Annotated in this window: 19 protein-coding genes; 9 read left to right on the forward strand and 10 right to left on the reverse strand. The window is 65.6% G+C overall.

The genetic code is table 11. The annotated features are described in order from the left end of the window. Positions 1-16: 16 nt before the first annotated feature. Entirely contained in the window at positions 17-400 is a 384-nt protein-coding gene (gcvH, locus tag DM868_RS00165) for a glycine cleavage system protein GcvH (protein ID WP_137274812.1), read from the reverse strand. A gap of 27 nt (positions 401-427) precedes the next feature. Between gcvH and DM868_RS00170 the strand changes: the two genes are divergently transcribed. Then, complete coding sequence (locus tag DM868_RS00170) at positions 428-568, forward strand: HAMP domain-containing histidine kinase (protein ID WP_137274813.1); 141 nt, start codon at positions 428-430, stop codon at positions 566-568. Positions 569-639: 71 nt separating this feature from the next. Here DM868_RS00170 and gcvT read toward each other — a convergent pair whose 3' ends face one another. Then, positions 640-1,719 carry a glycine cleavage system aminomethyltransferase GcvT gene (gene gcvT / locus DM868_RS00175; protein ID WP_137274814.1) on the reverse strand — a complete coding sequence of 360 codons (1,080 nt, stop codon included), beginning with the start codon at positions 1,717-1,719 and terminating at the stop codon, positions 640-642. Positions 1,720-1,780: 61 nt separating this feature from the next. Here gcvT and DM868_RS00180 point away from each other — a divergent pair, with 61 nt between their 5' ends. Genes DM868_RS00180 through DM868_RS00190 form a run of 3 tightly spaced genes read left to right on the forward strand, consistent with a single transcriptional unit; the run spans position 1,781 to position 4,124 of the window. Then, entirely contained in the window at positions 1,781-2,233 is a 453-nt protein-coding gene (locus DM868_RS00180) for an NYN domain-containing protein (RefSeq protein ID WP_137274815.1), read from the forward strand. Positions 2,234-2,236: 3 nt separating this feature from the next. Then, positions 2,237-3,247, forward strand: coding sequence for a sodium:calcium antiporter (locus DM868_RS00185; RefSeq protein WP_137274816.1), 1,011 nt, complete (start codon positions 2,237-2,239; stop codon positions 3,245-3,247). A gap of 37 nt (positions 3,248-3,284) precedes the next feature. Beyond that, positions 3,285-4,124, forward strand: a complete 840-nt coding sequence (locus DM868_RS00190) for a TatD family hydrolase (protein ID WP_137274817.1) — start codon at positions 3,285-3,287, stop codon at positions 4,122-4,124. Positions 4,125-4,168: 44 nt separating this feature from the next. On the opposite strand, the gene DM868_RS00195 is transcribed toward DM868_RS00190, so the two are convergent. From DM868_RS00195 to DM868_RS00205, 3 genes are all read right to left on the reverse strand, one after another. Next, positions 4,169-5,512 (reverse strand): LLM class flavin-dependent oxidoreductase, encoded by a 1,344-nt coding sequence (locus tag DM868_RS00195; RefSeq protein ID WP_170964392.1) that lies wholly within the window; start codon positions 5,510-5,512, stop codon positions 4,169-4,171. Positions 5,513-5,747: 235 nt separating this feature from the next. Next, positions 5,748-6,413 (reverse strand): metal-dependent hydrolase, encoded by a 666-nt coding sequence (locus DM868_RS00200; RefSeq protein WP_137274819.1) that lies wholly within the window; start codon positions 6,411-6,413, stop codon positions 5,748-5,750. Continuing rightward, positions 6,413-7,057, reverse strand: coding sequence for a metal-dependent hydrolase (locus DM868_RS00205; RefSeq protein WP_137274820.1), 645 nt, complete (start codon positions 7,055-7,057; stop codon positions 6,413-6,415). Before DM868_RS00205 ends, DM868_RS00200 begins: the two co-directional genes overlap by 1 nt. A 119-nt stretch (positions 7,058-7,176) precedes the next feature. Between DM868_RS00205 and DM868_RS00210 the strand changes: the two genes are divergently transcribed. The 3 genes from DM868_RS00210 (at position 7,177) to cmk (ending at position 9,430) form a co-directional block, all read left to right on the forward strand. Continuing rightward, a complete protein-coding gene (locus DM868_RS00210; RefSeq protein WP_137274821.1) occupies positions 7,177-7,881 on the forward strand; it encodes a helix-turn-helix domain-containing protein in 705 nt (234 codons plus the stop codon). A gap of 36 nt (positions 7,882-7,917) precedes the next feature. Beyond that, positions 7,918-8,748, forward strand: a complete 831-nt coding sequence (locus DM868_RS00215) for an aldo/keto reductase (RefSeq protein WP_137274822.1) — start codon at positions 7,918-7,920, stop codon at positions 8,746-8,748. A gap of 64 nt (positions 8,749-8,812) precedes the next feature. Then, complete coding sequence (gene cmk / locus DM868_RS00220; RefSeq protein ID WP_137274823.1) at positions 8,813-9,430, forward strand: (d)CMP kinase; 618 nt, start codon at positions 8,813-8,815, stop codon at positions 9,428-9,430. Between the two features lie 59 nt (positions 9,431-9,489). Here the strand turns inward: cmk and DM868_RS00225 are convergent, their stop codons facing one another. Both DM868_RS00225 and DM868_RS00230 read right to left on the reverse strand, forming a co-directional pair. Beyond that, positions 9,490-9,861: a 30S ribosomal protein S8e gene (locus tag DM868_RS00225; protein WP_137274824.1), complete on the reverse strand. Its 372-nt coding sequence runs from the start codon at positions 9,859-9,861 to the stop codon at positions 9,490-9,492. Between the two features lie 76 nt (positions 9,862-9,937). Next, positions 9,938-10,663, reverse strand: a complete 726-nt coding sequence (locus DM868_RS00230) for a hypothetical protein (RefSeq protein WP_137274825.1) — start codon at positions 10,661-10,663, stop codon at positions 9,938-9,940. Positions 10,664-10,773: 110 nt separating this feature from the next. Between DM868_RS00230 and radB the strand changes: the two genes are divergently transcribed. Further along, positions 10,774-11,475, forward strand: coding sequence for a DNA repair and recombination protein RadB (radB, locus tag DM868_RS00235; RefSeq protein ID WP_137274826.1), 702 nt, complete (start codon positions 10,774-10,776; stop codon positions 11,473-11,475). On the opposite strand, the gene DM868_RS00240 is transcribed toward radB, so the two are convergent. After that, positions 11,472-12,137 (reverse strand): ribonuclease HI, encoded by a 666-nt coding sequence (locus tag DM868_RS00240; RefSeq protein ID WP_137274827.1) that lies wholly within the window; start codon positions 12,135-12,137, stop codon positions 11,472-11,474. The genes radB and DM868_RS00240 overlap by 4 nt on opposite strands. 133 nt (positions 12,138-12,270) lie before the next feature. Here DM868_RS00240 and DM868_RS00245 point away from each other — a divergent pair, with 133 nt between their 5' ends. Beyond that, on the forward strand, positions 12,271-13,227 hold the full coding sequence (locus tag DM868_RS00245; protein WP_137274828.1) for a phytoene/squalene synthase family protein: 957 nt from the start codon (positions 12,271-12,273) through the stop codon (positions 13,225-13,227). A gap of 27 nt (positions 13,228-13,254) precedes the next feature. Here the strand turns inward: DM868_RS00245 and cruF are convergent, their stop codons facing one another. Further along, positions 13,255-14,082, reverse strand: a complete 828-nt coding sequence (gene cruF, locus DM868_RS00250; RefSeq protein WP_137274829.1) for a bisanhydrobacterioruberin hydratase — start codon at positions 14,080-14,082, stop codon at positions 13,255-13,257. Beyond that, the gene (locus DM868_RS00255; protein WP_137274830.1) at positions 14,075-14,947 is read right to left on the reverse strand and encodes a prenyltransferase; all 873 of its coding nucleotides are present in this window, start codon (positions 14,945-14,947) and stop codon (positions 14,075-14,077) included. The genes cruF and DM868_RS00255 overlap by 8 nt, the downstream gene beginning before the upstream one ends.

Consider the following 14,947-nt stretch of genomic DNA (forward strand, 5'->3'; position numbering starts at 1 on the left):
AAAGCGGACCGAATCTTTATTGCGTCTGTGCTTCGTACTCGTCGGGCGAGATGAGGTCGTCGAACTCGGCCTCCTCGGTCGGCTCGACTTCGAGCATCCAGCCGTCGCCGAACGGGTCGTCGTTGACGAGTTCGGGCGCGTCCACGAGGTCGTCGTTGACCGCGACGACTTCCCCCGAAACCGGTGCGTACAGGTCCGAGACCGCCTTAATCGATTCGACGACGCCGAACTCGGTGCCCGCCTCGACGGTCTCTCCCACGGCCGGAAGTTCGATGAAGACGATATCGCCGAGCTCGTCCTGTGCGAAATCAGTGATGCCGATGTGGACGCTGTCGCCGTCACGACGGGCCCACTCGTGAGTTTCCATATACCGACAGTCTTCAGGTATTTCGAAGCGCATGACTGTTGTATTCACTGTGGGGATTGTATGGTTATCGGCTTCCCCGAGGGCGCGAGGATCCCCGAATCCAAACGCAAATCGGTGTTCGAGAGCGGTTATTCGACCGACGTCGACGGTACCGGGTTCGGCCTCAGCATCGCCCGGGAGGCCGCCGACGCCCACGGGTGAACTATCGCCGCTGTCGAGAGGAACGACGGCGGCGCACGGTTCGAGATTCGCGGTGTCGACGTGGTCGACGATCAGTAGAACGGGAGCTCCTCGACGACGGCCCGTTTCGATTCGCCGCGGATGACGATCCCGAGTTCGGTCCCGGGATCGCTGTGGGATTCTGGCACGTAGCCGAGCCCGATCGGCTCCCCAAGCGTCGGACTCATCGTTCCGCTCGTGACGGTTCCGATCGACTCGCCGTCGGCGACGATGTCGTATCCGTGGCGGGCGATCCCCCGCTCTGCGAGTCGGAAGCCGACGAGTCGCTCCTCGGGGTCGGTCGCGGCCGCCAGCGCGTCCCGACCGACGAACCCCGTGTCGAGATCGACGACGAAGCCGATCCCGGCCTCGTAGGGGGTTCGCGGGTTCGTCTCCGGGTGGAAGTCCTCTCCGGAGAGGAGAAAGCCCGCTTCGAGTCGGAGCGTGTCGCGTGCGCCGAGTCCGCAAGGCTGACACTCGAGCGCGTCCCAGATCTCCGTCGACTCGTTTGCGTCGAAAAGCAACTCCACGCCATCTTCGCCCGTGTAGCCCGTGCGGGCGAGGAAACAGTCGACGCCGACGATCGTTCGGGGCTCGACGGTGAACCGCGAGACTGTCCCCGGATCGTCACAGCGCGCTCCGAGGTGTTCGATCGCGTCCGGCCCCTGGACCGCGATCATCCCGTAGTCTTCGGTGGCGTTCTCGACGACCGCGTCGAGCCCCCACCGATCGGCGTGCTCCGCCCACCGATCGGCCATCGCCTCGTCGTGGCCGGCGTTGGGGATGAACAGGTAGTCGGCTGCCGTTCCGTCCCACGCTGGGAGGCGATATACCACGGTGTCGTCGAGGATGACCCCGTCGGAATCGGTGATCGTCGAGTACTGCGCGTCGCCGGGATCGAGCTCGGCGACGTCGTTCGTCGTGAGTCGATCCATCAGCTCGGCGGCGTCGGGGCCGGAAACCTCTAGTTCGCCCATGTGGGAGACGTCGAACTTCCCGACCGACTCACGTACTGCGCGGTGTTCGGTCCGGATCGAATCGAATTCGACGGGCATCTCCCAACCGCCGAAGGCGGTCATCTTTGCCCCGGCGTCGGCGTGCCGCCGTCCGAGCGGCGGCGTTCGGTGTGACATGCGAACTCATCGGTGACCCCGATGTAAGTATTTATTTGTCGAGGGGACGCCGATTCGACGTATGGGACTAGTCGAGCGACTCGTCGGCCGCGGTCGCGACCGCGGAACGCGGGTCGGAATCTTTGTCGACGGTCCGAACGTCTTTCGCCCCGAATTCGACGTCGATCTCGACGAACTTCGGGACATCGCACGGGAAGAGGGAACGGTTTCGGTCGCGCGTGTGTACGTGGACGCCAACGCCGGTTCCGGGCTGATCCAGGCCGCCGAGGCCCGCGGGTTCGAGGTCGTCACGACGAGCGGTGATGTGGACGTGAAACTCGCGATCGAGGCCGTCGAAGCCGCCGTCGACGAGCAGATCGACACCGTGATCGTCGTCTCCCGCGACACGGATTTCAAACCCGTCCTGGAGATCGCCGCCAAGCGCGGGCTTCGAACGATCGCGGTCGCCCCCGGAACCCACGGTCGATCGGACGCGCTTAGAAACGCGGCGCACCACGAGATCACCCTGGAGTAACACATGGCAAGTGTTCCCCTTCTGCTCGGTCTCGGACTTGTCGGGACGATCGTCGTGTGGATCGGCTCCTCGGGGCTCGAACGTGGCTCCGGTGTACTCGCGCGTCACTACGGTCTCCCCCGGTTGGTACAGGGAGCAATCCTCGCGGCCGTCGGCTCTTCGGCACCGGAGATCGCGAGCACGATCATCGCGACGCTGCGATACGGCGAGTTCGAACTCGGTGTCGGCGTCATCGTCGGCTCGGCGGTGTTCAATATCCTCGTCATCCCCGCACTGTCGGCGCTTTTAGCTGACGGACCGCTCGACACCGGCCGAGACGTGGTTTACAAGGAGGCGCAGTTTTACATGCTGTCGGTCGCCGCCCTGTTCCTCATCTTCGCGCTCGCGGTGATCTACTACCCGATCGAGGGCGCGGGGCTTCGGGGGAACGTCACTCGACCGCTGGCGCTGTCGCTTCTGTTGTTGTACGCGCTGTACGTCTTCGTGCAGTATCTCGACGTGAGCGACGCCAACGCGCCGAGCACGACGCTCGACCGTCGATCACTCCTGGTCGAGTGGGGGGTCATGTTGGGGGGCGTCGCGCTCATCATCGTCGGCGTGGAGGCGCTCGTGTTCTCCGCGATCGGACTCGGCGATGCGTTCGGAACGCCGTCGTTCCTGTGGGGACTCACCGTCGTCGCCGCGGCCACCAGCCTCCCGGATGCGCTGATAAGCGTCGCCGCCGCGCGGATCGACGAACCCGCAGTTTCGCTGGGGAACGTCTTGGGGAGCAACGTCTTCGATCTCCTCGTGGCGATTCCGGCCGGCGTCATCCTCGCGGGTGCGACGCCGGTGTCGTTCACCGCCGCGGTCCCGATGATGGCGTTTCTCGTCGTCGCGACGATCATCCTCTTTGCGTTCGCCCGGACCGGCATGGAGATCTCGAATCACGAGGCCGGTACCATGCTCGTCCTCTACGGCGCGTTCGTCGGCTGGTTGCTGCTCGAAAGTATCGGCGCCGTCGACGTGATATAGCGGTGCGGTTTTCAAACAGGCGGTCGAACTGTCGGGCATGTACGACGGTCCGGTTCTCGACAACCACCTTCACCTCGATCCGGTCAACGGTCGCGGCGTCGAGGCTGCCGAGGAGTTCGCGCGCGCCGGCGGAACGCACCTCAACGTCCTCAACAAACCCTCCTGGCATCTCGTCGGCGACGTCGACGACGAGGACGGTTTCCGCGAGACGTTCGAGCTGACGATCGACGTGACCGAGAAAGCTGACGAACGACTCCCCGGGCGCGCGTGGCCCGTCCTCGGCGTGCATCCGGCGCTCATCTCGCAGTTGCTCGATCGGGGCTACGACCCGGACGAGGCCGCCGAACTGATGCAAGCCGGGATCGACGTCGCCGCGGCGCACGTCGCCACCGGTCCGGCGCTCGCGATCAAATCCGGTCGGCCGCACTACGAGGTCGACGACGCGGTCTGGGAGGCGTCGAACGCGGTCATGCGTCACGCGTTCGCCCGCGCCAGCGAGGTCGGCTGCGCCGTCCAACTCCACGCCGAGGAGGGCGAGGACTTCGAACCCGTCGCCGAGTGGGCCGAAGCCGAGGGCCTCCCTCGCGAGCGCGTCGTCAAACACTACTCCGGCGGGTACGTCGAGGGCGTGATCCCGAGCGTCATCTCGCACAGAGACGAGCTCGAACGCGCCTGCGAGGGCGAGTGGCCGTTCTTCATGGAGACCGACTTCATCGACGATCCGGACCGTCCCGGCGCGGTGTTGGGTCCGAAGACCGTCCCCAAGCGGACCCGGTGGCTCGCCGAGGCGGGCCACGAGGAAGCACTCCGACGGGCGCACGTCGAGACGCCGGCGCGGGTGTACGGGGTCGACACGGAGGCGACGTTGCGTCGATAGCTCGTTTGACGGGTCGGTTCAATCCAGTATTCTCCCGACTGACGCTACTCGAAATACGGCATCACCCGTTCGGCGAACGCATCGAGTTGTTCGTCCGCTTCCTCCCCGGTGAGCCCGACGCTTTCGAACGCGATGTCGAACGCGATAGCTTCCCCGCCAAGCACTTCTGAGATGTGCGCGAGCCGGTCGATAATGTCCTCGGCGTCGCCGGCGACGTAGAGGTCCCGTTCCACCAACACCGCCGGATCGAGCTCTCGGAGCTGCTCGATCGGGTGTCGACCCTCCGCTCCCGGCAGTCCCTCGGCGAAGCCGAAGAATCCCAGATACTGCCAGTACGCTTTGATGCCTTGCAGCCACCGCTCGTACGTTTCTTCGTCGGCGACTTCGGTGTTGAACACGGGCACGTAGATCGAAAATCCGCGCTGCCGCGTTTCGTCCCACGGACGCTCGAACGGCTCCCCGTCGTATTCCGGCCGACGATCGGGCCATCCTGCCTCCTCGGCGGCCGAGTAATACATGTCGACAACCTTCTTGATGTCCGTCGGGTCGCGCGCACCCGCCAGGTACGGATTGATGCCGTTCCGCGCGGCGAAGTTGATCGAGCGCGGCGATCCGACGGGTTCCCACAGTTGGGGATGCGGCTCCTGAACGGGGCGCGGGAACACCGAGATGGCCCGAAGCGTCGATCCCCCGGCGGTGACGACGTTCGGGTACGCGGGATCAAGATCCGTCTCTGTCACGGATCCGTCCTCCCAGTCGATGAAATCCTCAACGTCGTACTCGCTGACCGAATCGTCGAGGTAGGCCCGTTCTTGAGGGTGGTGCCAGCGGGTCCACGTCGGCGGCACGTCGTGAAACTGATCGTGGTGCGTTAGCACGTCTTCGGTCCACGCTCGGCGGAGGATATCAAGCTTCTCTTCGAACGAGGCCCGGTTCTTTTCGTCGTCCTGTACCGTGCCGCCCCAGTACTGTCCGAGCGTCTCGTTCTCTCGACCCTGATAGCCGCGACCGACGCCGACTTCGACCCGACCGTCCGAGATGACGTCGAGCAGCGCGGTCTGTTCGGCCAACCGAACCGGATCGTGCCAGCTGAGAATGTTGGCGACCTGTCGAAGTTTGATCTCTTCCGTCCGTGCGGCGATCGCAGTCTGCGATTGGAGGGGGTTCGGCGAGAGCTCTATCCCGGTGAGAACGAAGTGGTGTTCGGTGAACGTCAGTCGTTCAAAGCCGCGTCGTTCCGCCAGCACCCCGTGTTCAATGCGTTCTCTCGTGACTCGTTGACGATCTCGGTGCAGTCCGCGCACTGACGCATCGGGGATGACGAGCCCCTCGTCCGTCTCCTTCAGTGGCACGTCGGTTGTTCCATTGTGCCATATGCCAAATTTCATATCAGTAACAGGAAGGTGCATTTGATAAACGCTTCGTCGTTTGAGATCTGCCTCGACCGTCGGCGCGATCGTCTTCACCGTCGACGTCGGCGGAGCGTCCGGGGCCCAGACCTCGTCTCGGCGATCCTCATCGCCGGGCCCGTCTATCCGGTCGCGTTCGGAGCGATCGGCGGCGTGATCGCGTCGGTGACCTCATCGAATCGGTGACGATCGGTCGGCTGACGACCGCCTCGGATCACTCCTCCCGGCTGAGGGGCGTCTGCAACCGCTTTGCCGCGAGCGCGAACGCGCCCGTGAGAACGACGTACAGCTGCCACCCTCCAACGGCGATCGGAAACCGTCGATCGACCGGTCCGGGTTCGGGGTCCGGCGAGGGCTGGGCGGGGTTGGACACGTGCGTCTCGACCCGCGTCCCGCCCCGGCCCGCATCGATTACGCTCGACCCCGTCTCCGGATTCCGCGAAATCTCGACAAACGTCTGGACGAACCCCTCCGTCGCGGAGAGGTACAACTCGCCGTCGAGCGTGTAAAAGCGGTCGGTGAACGGCCAGAAGACGTTGATCCCCGCGAGGTGTGACCAATCGAGCGCGACGTGTGCGAACGTGTGGACGAAGAGCCCGACCCACGCGATCCGGACGCCTCGCTCGCCCCACCGCCCTCGAATAATCGAGCCGTCGCGCGTCGTCTCCCAGTACAGCAGCGGGGTCGCGACGACGGAGAGCATCATCGTGTGGAGGACCGTCCGGTGCGCGCCGGCCATGACCCACCCGATCGCGGTGTCCACCTCCGGGAGGAGGACGATCGCGAGGACGACGACGAGCGCCCGGCGATCATAGTATCGCCCGAGTAGCCCGACCGCGAGCAGCAACGCGAGCGCGGCGTGGACGACCGACGAGGGCATCAGTCGGTCCTCCCCCGCGACCGACCGGCGCGCTCGATCAGGCGTTTCGCTGGGACGGCGGCGGCCGCGGTCGCGACGAGGGCCGCCTGCCAGCCGGATTCGACGAGCCTGACTCGCCGCGTTCCGTCCCGCGATGCGAGCGGCGATTCGACGACGTACGTCCCGACCGTGCCGGGGGACTCGACCTCCAAACCCCCGCTGCCGAGTGTGACGTACGTCTGGACGAGTCCGTCCTGCGTCGAGACAACGAGCCGCCCGAGGATCGCGTAGTACCGATCGGAGACCGGATACAGCAGCGCGACGGTTTCGGTGCTGAACGCGTCGAGGCCGATTCCCGCGACGGCGTAGGCGGCGATCGCCACCCAGACGACCCTGACGCCGTAGGCACCGTATCGATCCACGAGCCACGACCGCTCTCGAATCCGGGTGTCGCAATACAGCGCCACCGCCGCCACGATCGGAATGATGACCGAGTGAAATGCGGCGTTCGTCACGCTGACGCCGATGAGTACGAAGAGGGCGTCCAGATCGGGGAGCGCCGCCGCCACGGCGACGACCACGAGCGATCGACGGTCGAAGGCCGCACCGAGGAGAACGACGCCGAGGAGAACGCCGACCGCGACGGTGACGGGTGTCGGCGGCATTGTCGTCCACTCGGGGGAGGGTGAGCATAAATTCGGCGGCGATCCGGGGGCCGCACACGGACGATCGCCGCCTCTCCTCCGGACGGACCGTTTATACCGACCGACCTCGACGTTCGGATATGCGCGATCCGCGTGCGGAACTCGCCGAGCGAATCGCCGGCGAGGTGACGCTGTCCGACGACCCGGGAGCGACGCTCCGGAAGTGGCGCGAGGAGTTCGACGTAGCACAGACGACGCTCTCGAACGAACTTGGCGTCTCCGCCTCAGTCGTCTCCGACTACGAGAGCGGCCGCCGGGAGAATCCCGGGATACGCGTCGTCAGCCGCGTCGTCCGGGGGCTGTTGAACATCGACGAACGACGCGGGGGCGACCGCGTCCGCCAACACGCCCGAGTCCTCTCCGCAGGCTTCGATCAGGACGTCGTCTACGATCTCCGCGAGTATTCGGCGACCGTTCCGCTCTCGCGGTTGTACGCTGCGATCGGGGCGAACACCATAGTTCAGGGGAGCGCGGAGACGATTGCCGGCCACACCGTCATCAACAGCGTCGAGGCGATCAAACGCCTCTCGAGCGAGGAGTTCTACCGCCTCTACGGGCAATCCACCAACCGGGCGCTCGTTTTCACCGACGTGACGCGCGGCGAATCCCCACTCGTGGCGCTGCGAGTCGTCACGCCCACGCCGTCGGCGGTCGTCCTCCACGGGCTCGATCCCGACGATCTCTGGGAACACGCGCCCGCCTTGGCCCGCGCCGACGGCGTCTCGCTCGCGACGACGATTGAGCCGATCGACTCGCTCCTCGACTCGCTGCGGGAGTTCCCCTAAACACAGCGTTATGCCGCGTGCGTCCGTATGCCAGGTATGGAAACGACGACCGTCAGCGGCGTCGAAATCCCGTCCATCGGGCTCGGAACGTGGCGGCTGACCGGCGACGCCTGCGTCGACTCGGTCCGGACCGCTCTCGACCTCGGTTACCGGCACCTCGACACGGCACAGGAGTACGGCAACGAACGCCAGGTCGGTGACGCCCTCCGAGCGAGCGACGTCGACCGCGAGGACGTGTTCGTGACGACGAAACTCGGGAGTCGAAATCGGACGTACGACGACGTGGTGCGCTCCGTCGACGAGAGCCTCGCCAAGCTCGACACGGCGTACGTCGATCTCCTCTTGATCCACTGGCCGAACGTGACGACGCCGCTTCGGGAGACACTCGCCGCGATGAACGAGCTCGTCGACGAGGGAAAGGTCAGACACCTCGGCGTCTCGAACTTCGGGATCGACCGTCTGTCGCGCGCTCGCGAACTCTCCGAACACGGGGTCGCGACCGATCAGGTCCAGTACAACCCCTACTGGTCCCAGACGGAACTGCTCGATTACTGTCGGATTCACGGCATCGTACTGACCGCTTACTCGCCGCTCGCTCACGGCGGCGTGCTGGACGATCCGGTCCTCGAATCGATCGGCGACGCCCACGGCAAGAGCGCGGCCCAAGTCGCGTTGCGGTGGCTCGTCCAGCAGGCAAACGTCGTTACGGTCCCGAAAGCGACCAGTCGAGACCACCTCGAAGCAAATCTCGACGTCTTCGACTTCGAATTGACCGACAGGGAGATGGCTCGGATCTATCGCCCCTCGAAACCTCGCGCGCTCGCCGGCTTCGTCCGGAGCCGCGCCCGAGAGATCGGCTGTCTGTAACCGCGAGTCGGGACACGGTCGCTCGGAGCGTCCTTCTTATGCGCCCGGCGACCGAACGGGCGGTATGTCACTCACCGACGACGAGCGATCCGAGATCGATAGGAACCTCTTCATCACGGTCTCGGGGCCGCCGGGGTGCGGTGCGACCGCCCTCTGCATCCGCCTGTCGGAGGCGATGGAGTGCCCGTACGTCTCCGGCGGCGACATTTTCCGCGACCTCGCGGAGGATCGCGATATGACGCTGACGCAACTCTCGGCGAAGGCCCAAGAGTCCGACGCGATCGACCGCGCGCTCGATCGCCGACTGCTCTCGATCGCAGAGACGTGGGGGACGACGAACGCGCCGTTCATTCTCGAATCGCGGCTGGCCGGCTGGCTCGCCGGCAACCGTGCGGATCTGCGAATCTGGCTCGACGCGCCCGAAGAGGTGCGGAAAGCGCGGATCGGCGATCGAGAGGAGACAGCCGCCGAGATGAGCGTCAGGGAGGTCAACGAGACCGGTCGCTACCAGTCATACTACGACATCGACCTCGATGATCGGACGTTCTACGACCTGCAGATCAACACTGCCCGATGGAGCAAGGAGGGCGTCTTCGAGATCGCCCGAACGGCGATCGAGGCGTACGATTCCGAGGAAGACGAGGGCGCATTCGAGACTGCGGCGGTCGAACTCTCCGAGTAGTCCGGCCGTCGTTCACGCTATCGGATGATCGAGAAACGCAAAGATCGGGGCCACTCGGATTACTCGTCGAGGAGAACGGCGTTGACCTGCCCGTCCTGTCCGGGTCGCGACGTGACGCGCGCACGGCCGAGGTCGGTCTCGATGATCGCGCCCTTCGTGATGATGTTCCGCCGGACGTAGTTCGGGTTCGAGGCGTTCTCGACGACGTCCTCGATGGTCGCGCTCTCGACGCCGCCGTTGGTGGAGACGCTCGCGACGTCCGTCGTGACGGCGCGTACCTTCGTGTTCCCGCCCTGCGTCTCGACGGTTTTCAGCTTCTGATCGCCGACCTGCGTCTCCGTCGGTGCGGAGCCGAGTTCGTGCTTGCGCTTCTTGCGGACCGCCCGCCGTCGACCACCCGTTCGCTTCTTCGTGGACCGAGCGTGGTTCATAGAGGCAAATGTCCGGGCGCGTACTTCAATGGCTCGGGTTGGAGCCGTCCGAACCGTCGGATCGAGCCGGTGACACCTACCTCTCGCCGCGGTGTCGACGGAGCGCCTCCGGGATGGACAACTCGCCGAGCGCGACCTGTCTGGCGAGCGACTCGTCGATCGTCCGTCCGCCGTCGCTTCGCTCCCGCGAGCGGCGCTGTATCGTTCTGAGCTCGCCGACTGTCGGCTCTATCTCGCGGGATTCGATCTCCTCGCCCTCGGTTCGAGCGATGTTGACCGCCGCGAGCACGTCCCCCATCCCGCGGACGCCTTCGCCCTGATACGGCGTCGTCCCCGTCTCGTCGACGAGCTCGATCCGGCGCGCGTCGAGCGCGTCGATGATCCGCGCGCCGCGGAGCCGCGCACCGTCGCCGATCCGAACGACCGGATCGCTCGCCCCGTCGAGTTCGCGCTCGACGACCGCGGCCGTCCGTTCGATCGGCACCTGAAACGTCGACACAATCGCTCCCCCGGAGAGGACGGCGATCCCCGGCCGATCCCCGGGATCGATCCCGACGATCGTCCCCCCGTCCGCCCCACGAAAGATGGCCAACGCCTCCTCAACCGCCCGTCGGGGGTGATCCGGGCTCGCGCGAACCGTCGGCACGTCGCGCCGAGGGTCCTCGGGACCGACGACAACGATTCGCGCGGCCTCCGGCAGATCCTCGTCCGGTTCGATGGTGGTGAAGCGAACGTCTCGGTCGCGTAACTCACCTACGACACCGTGATACACCTTGAAGTCGGACGTTGCGACGACGATCACTGCGCTCGGGTACGCGGCTCGGAGATTTAACGGCGACGTTTGAACTGACGCTGCCGTCTTCGTCCGATACCTTGCGTGGGTTTTTAACCGAACGCGCCGAACGGATCGGTGTGAGTGAGCCGATTCCGACGGGATGTGGGTCGATCGACGCGCTGCTCGGCGGTGGCACCGAACGCGGTGTCGTCACCCAGATTTACGGGCCGCCGGCGTCGGGAAAGACGAACATCGCGCTGTCGTCGGCGATCCGGACGGCCGCCGCCGGCGGAATGGCGCTGTACATCGATACGGAGGGGATCTCGCTCGATCGATTCGAGGCGCTCGCGACGGCGGCGGCCGACGGCGACGAGATCGACGCGATCACGAGTCGCGTCATCGTCTCCGACGCGGTCGATTTCGACGAACAGCGCGAGGCGGTCCGCGACGCCGGCGACCTCGCCGAACGGCTCGACCTCATCGTCCTCGACAGCGCCACGGGCTTCTATCGGCTCGAACGCGACAACGACGACGACGGCCGAACGCTCCGGACGGTCGCCAAGCAGATCACGCACCTGCTCGCGTTGGCTCGCAGACACGACATCGCGGTTCTCATCACGAACCAGGTGTACGCCGACCCCGAAGCTGATTCGGAACGCCCCCGACCGCTCGGCGGACACACGCTGACACACTGGTCCGGCGTCGTTCTTCGACTCGAACGGTTCCGAGGCGGAAACCGGCGGGCGACGCTCGAAAAGCACCGTTCGAAAGCCGCCGGGGAGACGGCGCGCTTCCGGATCACGGCCACCGGCCTCGAGGGAATCGAGGACGCGAGTTAGTCCGACGCCGGTTCGCCGCCGCGAGCACCGGAACGGTTCCGATTCGCGCGAGAGGGCGGCGGATACTGTTCACCGAGTGACGGCTCGGACGCGTCGTCGATGGATGGACGCACACAACGATCCTGCTCGCGGTTGACGTGCGCGTACTGGTCCGGCGTGTTCGCGAGCGGGTGCGCCGGGTTCTCGCCGCTGTCGATCCGGGCCGCTCGAAGTTCGTCGAATCCGGCGATCCGCGCACGGATCCCCCGCCAGTGACGGGCCGTCCCCTCGGGGATCGAAACGGGGTGCGGCGGTCGAGCGTCCGGGCCGCGCGCCGCGAGGATTGCCCGGTTGACGTTCGCCGCGAGGTCGTCGTGGTCGACGAGGATTCCGACGCGGGCGCGCTGCGGCGCGCGGACCGCGAGGACGTCCAACCCGAGGTGGAGCGCCCGATACTCGGCGACGTTGTTGTTCGGCACCGAATCTGGGACCGAAAGCCGAGCGACGCTCTCGCCGTCGCGCGTCTCGATGACGACACCCAGCCCGCCGTCGCCGTCGTGACGATACGAGCCGTCCGTGGCGATATAAAGGTCCCGACAATGCGTGTGCGGAGGATGCGCGATGTGCGGGGTGGGCGACTCGTCGAACAGGTTCCGCAGCGCCGGCCGGCGGTAGGCGGCCATACGATCAGTTCGGTATCGTCAGTATATAAATCCACGGTCGATCCCCGCCGCGTACGACGCCCCGTCTCAGCCACCGTAGTCGTGCCGCCGCACAAACACCTAAGGTATTTCACGTCGTATGAGCCGATGGTAAATGGTCGACTCGACTCAGCTTGCGGAAAGCAAATCCATACACCGAGAGACCGGGAAGACCTTCTATTACGCGACGCGGCTCCTCCCCGAACGCGTTCGACATCCGACGTACGTCCTGTACGCGTTCTTCCGAGTCGCGGACGAGGTCGTCGACGATCCGGACGGGTCGAGTCCCGTCGAGCAACACGAGCAACTGATCGAGATTAGGGATGCCGCGCTCGGCCGCGAACCGACCGACGATCCCGTGTTGGCGGCGTTCTCGGAGGTCAGAGATCGGTACGGAATCCCCGACGAGGAGATCGTTCAGTTCATCGACGCGATGCGGACGGACATAGAGAAGTCGCGGTACGAGACGTACGACGAACTGGAGGCGTACATGCGCGGCTCAGCGGCCGCGGTCGGCGTCATGATGACGATCATCATGGACGCCGACGACGCCGATTCGGCGATCCCGAAGGCTCGGCGTCTCGGCGAGGCGTTCCAGTTGACCAACTTCCTCCGCGATGTCGGTGAGGACATCGCCGACCGCGACCGGATCTACCTCCCAGAGGCGACCCTCGAAGCGTGCGGGGCCGCCCCGGCAGACATCGAACGTCGCCGCTTCACCGCCGAGATCGGGGCCGCGGTCGAACGAGAGATGAAGCGTGCGGAGGGGCTGTATCGGGAGGGCGTTTCGGGGATCAAATATCTCCCGGTCGATTGTCAGCTCCCCGTTCTCACCGCCGCGATCCTCTATGCGGATCATCACCGGCTCATCCGTCAGCTCGACTACGACACGATCACCGAAACGCCCTCGATCGGCACCGTCCGAAAGCTCGTGCTGGTCGCGAAGACGCGGTGGTACTGGGCGTGGAACAAAGACCCCGAAGCGGTGTTCGCGAAGGTGAGCGAGATCCCGATGGTCGAGGACGGGCCAACGCCGAGATCTCATCCCGATGATCCGCTTCCCATGGGCTGAGGCGATCATCGAGTGCGCTATTGACCGTCACCGAGCCGGGATGTCGAACCGGTCGGTCATCCACAGCCCGTATCCGAAGGCGGCGGCCAACGCCACTGGAACCCAGTTCCCGAAGTAGGCGTTGACGACGCCCCACAGGATGACGAAACTGACGAGATCGTCGAGCATGAACCGACAGCGATCGAGTCGCGCGAAGACTGCCTTGCGATCGAAGCTGGCGTCCAACACCGTCACCGCGACCGTCGCCGACAGGATCCAACCGGCGTAGTTCATCCAGGGAACGCCGTAGTAGCTCCCGCCGCCGTCGTACGCCCAAAAGCCGAGGGAGACGGCCGCGGGGTCGAGCGCAAGGTCCATGCCGACCACCGCGAGGACGACGATCGGGACGCGAACGAGCGCCCGGCGGGCGCGTCCACCCAACAGCAACAGACACAGTAGATACGCGTTCACGACGAGCGGCAGGAAAAACAGCGGTAACGCCGCCGGAACGTGCCCGCCGATCATCGGCCCGAGATCGATACCGTACTCGAACGAGCCGTACGGGTATCCGGTGAACACCCCGACGAACTCGATCGCGTAGGTGTACGCACAGAGGATGACGACCCCTGCCGCGGCCTTTCTGGTGAGAAGCGGTGCGACGCCGGCGACGAGCGGCAGTCGCATCACGGCGATCCCGAAGAGCAGCAGGTACGGGTTGAATCGTAGCGGCTCGGGGAAAAGCGCCTCCGCGGAGGCGAGAAGCGCCACCGCGCCGATCGCTGGAAAGACGACGGCGATGGTGAACCGGTTCTCCGTGACGATCCCGTCGAGGTGTCGTTCGAGGCGGCCCCTCGCCGGTAACTCGACGCTAGCCATACAGCATCACCCACAGCGCGCCGAGCGTGAGCGTCGCGCCGGCGGCGGTGTTGAGCGCCGGGAACCACCAGTAGGCGCGGTCGACGTCGACGTTCGAGAGCGCGACGCCCCCGACGAACACCGGGTAGATCCCCAAAACAGCGGCGAAAAACGGGTGGACCGTCCCGAATGCGACCGCAGCTGCGAGCCAACACAGTCCGCAGTAGACGTACGTCCGGAACTCACCAAGCACCGTCGCCGTCGTGTCGATCCCCGCCGCTTGGTCGGATTCGATGTCGGGGATCGCGGAGAAGGTGTGCATGCCCATCGTCCAGAGCCACCCGGCGGCAACCGCTGCCGTCGGTGGCGCGATGCCAGCGACCGCGACGTAGGCGACGACGCCCGGGAGGACGTACAGCCCATTCGAGATCGAATCGAGAAACGGCGTCGTCTTGAATCGCAGTGGTGGGGCGCTGTACTCGATCGACAGGAGCAAGAATGCGACCATCGCCGCCGCCCCTGCTGTCGGCAAAGCCGGGAGGAACGCGAGCCCAGCGAGTCCCGACAGCGCGACGAGTCCGGGGACGAGTCGGTCACGTCGGTAGCGGACCTCGGGACCCTCTTTTTTCGGGTTCTCAGCGTCGATGTCGGCGTCGAAGACGTCGTTGACACCGTAGAGGAACACGTTCGCGGGGACGAGAAAGTACGCGAACAGCGCGAGCGCTGCGGGCGCGAACAGTTCCGACGGCACGTCGGCCGCGTAGGCGACGCCGACGACGACTGGGCCGGCCAGATACAGCCAAAAGCGCGGTCGAGAGAGGCGGAGCAGATAGCCGACCGTGGTTTCTCTCGCCGGCAGTGCGCGATCGATGGCTGACTCGGTCAT

Source organism: Natronomonas salsuginis (assembly GCF_005239135.1).
GTDB lineage: Archaea > Halobacteriota > Halobacteria > Halobacteriales > Haloarculaceae > Natronomonas > Natronomonas salsuginis.